This window comes from Streptomyces sp. NPDC054847 (genome assembly GCF_053610925.1).
The window spans coordinates 1-4185 of sequence record NZ_JBSGZJ010000556.1; the positions used below are offsets into that span (position 1 = coordinate 1).

General features: G+C 72.3%; 2 protein-coding genes and 1 pseudogene. All 3 read left to right on the forward strand.

Translation table 11 applies throughout. The annotated features are described in order from the left end of the window. Positions 1-59 precede the first annotated feature (59 nt). Positions 60-1637: pseudogene (locus ACWGH4_RS32205) on the forward strand (sugar ABC transporter ATP-binding protein); the annotation flags it as partial. 494 nt (positions 1638-2131) lie between these two features. Next, positions 2132-3103, forward strand: a complete 972-nt coding sequence (locus tag ACWGH4_RS32210) for an ABC transporter permease (RefSeq protein ID WP_005308015.1) — start codon at positions 2132-2134, stop codon at positions 3101-3103. After that, entirely contained in the window at positions 3100-4149 is a 1050-nt protein-coding gene (locus tag ACWGH4_RS32215; protein WP_453467105.1) for an ABC transporter permease, read from the forward strand. The genes ACWGH4_RS32210 and ACWGH4_RS32215 overlap by 4 nt, the downstream gene beginning before the upstream one ends. Positions 4150-4185 lie beyond the last annotated feature (36 nt).

The window sequence follows — 4185 nt, forward strand, 5'->3', positions numbered from 1 at the left end:
GTGCTCATGCCCGCGGCGGCCCGGGAACCATCCCACACGATCTCCGGAAGGCCGAGTTCATGGCATCCCCCGAAGCGGCAGCGTCCGCGGCGACCGGCGAACCGCCGTCACCCACGCCGACGGTGCTGGAGGCCCGCGGCGTCAGCAAACGCTTCCCGGGCGTGGTTGCCCTCGACGACGTCTCGTTCACCCTGCGTGCGGGAGAGACCCACGCGCTCGTCGGCGAGAACGGGGCGGGCAAGTCCACGCTGATCAAGGTACTGACCGGCGTCCACCGCCCCGACGGCGGCGAGTTGCTGCTGTCAGGCCAGCAGGTGCACTTCGCCCGGCCCTTCGAGGCGCAGCAGGCCGGCATCTCCACGATCTACCAAGAGGTGAACCTCGTCCCCTTGATGAGCGTGGCCCGCAACATCTTCCTCGGGCGCGAACCGAGGACCCGGCTGGGACTCATCGACTTCGGGCGGATGCACAGCGAGGCCGCCACCCTGCTGGAAGGCTTCCGCGTCACCGTGGACCCCCGCCGGCCCCTGCACACGCTGGGCGTCGGCACCCAGCAGATGGTCGCGCTCGCCCGCGCCGTGTCGGTCAGCGCCCAAGTGGTGATCATGGACGAGCCCACCTCGTCCCTGGAGCCGCGCGAGGTCGAGACCCTGTTCCGGGTCATCGGCGATCTGCGCCGGCAGAACATCGCCGTCCTCTACGTGAGCCACCGCATGGACGAGCTGTACCGCGTCTGCGACCGCGTCACCGTGCTCCGCGACGGCCGGCACATCCACACCGGCGACCTGGCGGATCTCGAGCGGGTGCAGCTGGTGTCCATGATGCTCGGCCGGGAGATCACCGAGGTCCGTCGGCACGGTGTGACCAGCTTCGGCGACGAGGACCACGACATCGCGCGCAAGCCGGTCCTCACCGCGAACGGACTGACCAGCAGGCATCGGCTCGACGACATATCGCTGGATCTGCACCCCGGCGAAGTGCTCGGTCTCGGCGGCCTGTTGGGATCGGGACGCAGCGAGACGGCCAAGGCGCTCGCCGGCGCGCTGGCCCTGGACAAGGGAACGATCAGCGTGGCCGGCCGGGTGCTCCGCCGGATCTCCTCCGCGAGCGCCATCCGCGCCGGGATCAGCCTGCTGCCCGAGGACCGGAAGGCCGAGGGCATCGTGCCGGGCCTCTCCGTACGCGAGAACATCGTGCTCGCCGCCCTGCCCCGGCTCTCCCGCGGCGGCACCGTCTCCCGCAAGCGGCAGGACCGCATCGTCGACATCTTCATGAAGCGTCTGCGCATCAAGGCGTCGAGCCCGGAGCAGAAGGTCGGCGAACTGTCGGGCGGCAACCAGCAGAAGGTGCTGCTCGCCCGCTGGCTGTGCCTGGAACCCAAGGTGCTGCTGCTCGACGAGCCCACCCGCGGCATCGACGTCGGCGCCAAGGCCGAGGTGCAGGCGCTCATCGACGAGCTCGCGCAGGAAGGGCTCGCGGTGCTGCTGATCTCCTCCGACATCGAGGAACTCATCGAAGGGTCCGACCGGATCGTGGTGCTGCGGGGCGGCGCGACGGCAGGCGAGCTGACGGGCGACCAGGTCAGCGAGGCCGCGCTGCTCGCGGTGCTCGCCGACCACGCGCCGGCGCCGGTCCCGCCGGGGGCGGAGACCGGCACCGATGCCGATGCCGATGCCTATGCGGGGGCGGGGGCGGGTGCGGACGGCGAGGCCGGGACCGCCGACCCGCTGGACCCGGCCCCGGACGCAGGCCCCGGCGCGACCGCGGGCCGAGCCGCACTTCCTGACTCCGCCCCGGCCCCGCTGCCGGACCCGGCTCCGAACCGGGGCGCCGGCCCTGACGCGGCCGCGACCCCCACCCCGGCCGCGGCCCCGGCCCCGGACCAGGCCCGGGCACCGGACCCGGCCCAGGCCCCGGACTCCGCCCCGGCCACGCTCCCGGACCGAGAGGCGGCCCCTGCCCCGGACACCGGCTCCGACGCGGCACCGGGCCGAGCCGCACTTCCGGACCCGGCCCAGGCACCGGACCCGGCCCAGGCCCCGGTTCCCGGCCGGGCCGCAGCCGATGTCCCCGCCGATCTCGCGGCCGACGTCCCGGCCGCCGACGTCCCGGCCGTCAAGGAGGACCTCCGATGACCACCCACGCCCCCGCAGCGCCGGGGCGGAGCCTGCCACGGCTGCCCGGACCCGCGTGGTTCCAGGAGTACGGCGTGTACGCCGCGGTGGCCGCGCTCCTCCTCTTCAACGCCTTCTTCACCGAGCATTTCCTCACCGCCGACAACCTCCGCACCCAGCTGATCCAGGTCGCCCCCGTCGTCATCGTGGCCCTGGGCATGGCCCTGGTGATCGGCACCGAGGGCGTCGACCTGTCGGTGGGTTCCGCCATGGCACTGGCGGCAGCCGTCCTGCCGCTCTACCTCGGCTACGGCCTCGTTCCCGCCCTGCTGATCGCGCTCCTGGCCGGAGCGGTGGTCGGCGCGGTGAACGGCACCCTCGTCTCGGTGGTGGGCCTGCAACCCATCGTCGCCACCCTCGCGCTGTTCGTCGGAGGCCGGGGAATCGCCCTGGTCATGGCGGACGGGCAACTGAAGCAGATCGCCAACCCCGACCTGCTGGCCCTCGGCACCGGGAGCTTCCTCGGCATCCCGCTCGTCGTACTCATCGCCGGAGTCCTTGCGCTCGCCGTCGCCTTCCTCGTCCACCGAACCACCTTCGGACGGCAGGTCGTCGCGATCGGCGGCAACCGGCCCGCCGCGGCCCTGGCCGGCCTGCCCGTCAAGCGCGTCCTCACCGGTGTCTACATCCTGTGCGGCGTACTCGCGGCACTCGCCGGCATCCTGGCCACCGCCCGACTCACCGCGAGCGATCCCTCCTCCCTGGGCAACCTGATGGAGCTGTCCGCGATCACCGCCGTGGTCGTGGGCGGGACACCGCTCAGCGGTGGCTCCATCCGGGTGCTGGGCACCGTTGCCGGTGCGCTGCTGATGCAGCTGCTACGCGCCACGCTCGTCAAGCACGACCTGCCCGACTCGACCGCCCAGATCGCCCAGGCGGCCATCATCATCGTCGCCGTCTACGTTGCACGGGAGCGCCGATCCCGATGAAACTCTCCTCAGTTCTCGACCCCGCCGGGACACGAGCCCCGTCGCCCGGGCCCGGCGGGCAGGCCGGCCCGGAGGCCGGGACCGGTGTGTCCGGCGGACAGCGCGTCGCCTCGCTCGTCCAGCGGCAGGGCGTGCTCGCCGTCCTGCTCCTCGTCGTCGTGATCGCCTCCTTCGTCTACCCGACGTTCGCCACGCTCGACAACGCCCGTGGTGTGACCGTGCAGGCGTCCTTCCTCGCCATCGTCGCGCTGGGCATGACGATGGTGATCATCACCGGTGGCATCGACCTCTCCGTCGGCTCGGTCTTCGCCCTCGGTGGCGTACTCGCCGCATGGGCCTCCCAATGGGGCGTACTCCCGGCGCTGTTGGTGCCGCTGGTGGTGTGCGGAGCGATCGGCGCGCTCAACGGGGTGCTCATCGCCCGCGTGGGCATGGCCCCCTTCATCGTCACGCTCGCCTCCCTGCTGGGCGCCCGCGGGCTGCTGCTCGCCATCACCGACGAGGGCGCCACCACCTATCTGGTGCCCAAGGACTCGGCGTTCGCCGAGCTCGGCCAGGGCAGCGTTTGGGGCTTCGGCCACCCGATCCTGATCGCCCTGGTGCTCTTCGCCGCCGGCGGCGTGGTGCTCCAGCGCACCTCGTTCGGTCAGACGCTCTTCGCGGTGGGCGGCAGCAGTGACGCCGCCGTGCTCATGGGGCTTCCCGTGGCACGGGTCAAGCTCACCGTCTATCTGCTCAGCGGACTGCTGGCCGGCCTGGCCGGGGCGATCAACGCGGCACGGCTCTCCTCGGGCGTGACCATCATCGGCGTCGGCATGGAGCTCGACGCGATCGCCGCCGTCGTCATCGGCGGCACCCTCCTCGTCGGCGGCGCCGGCTCCCTCAGCGGCACGCTGTGGGGCGTGCTCCTGCTGGCGGTGATCCAGAACCTCATCAACCAGATCGGTTCGCTCAACTCGTCCTACCAGTCCGTGGTGAGCGGCGGATTCCTCATCGTCGTCGTGGTCGCGCAGCGGTACCTGGCGCGAAGCCGCAGAACCGCTTGAGCCGGGCGGCGGCCCGCGGACCTCGGGGACCGGGGC

Coding starts and splice junctions, on each gene's coding strand:
- ACWGH4_RS32210 (WP_005308015.1), top strand. CDS start 2,132: ATGACCACCCACGCCCCCGCAGCGCCGGGGCGGAGCCTGCCACGGCTG.
- ACWGH4_RS32215 (WP_453467105.1), top strand. CDS start 3,100: ATGAAACTCTCCTCAGTTCTCGACCCCGCCGGGACACGAGCCCCGTCG.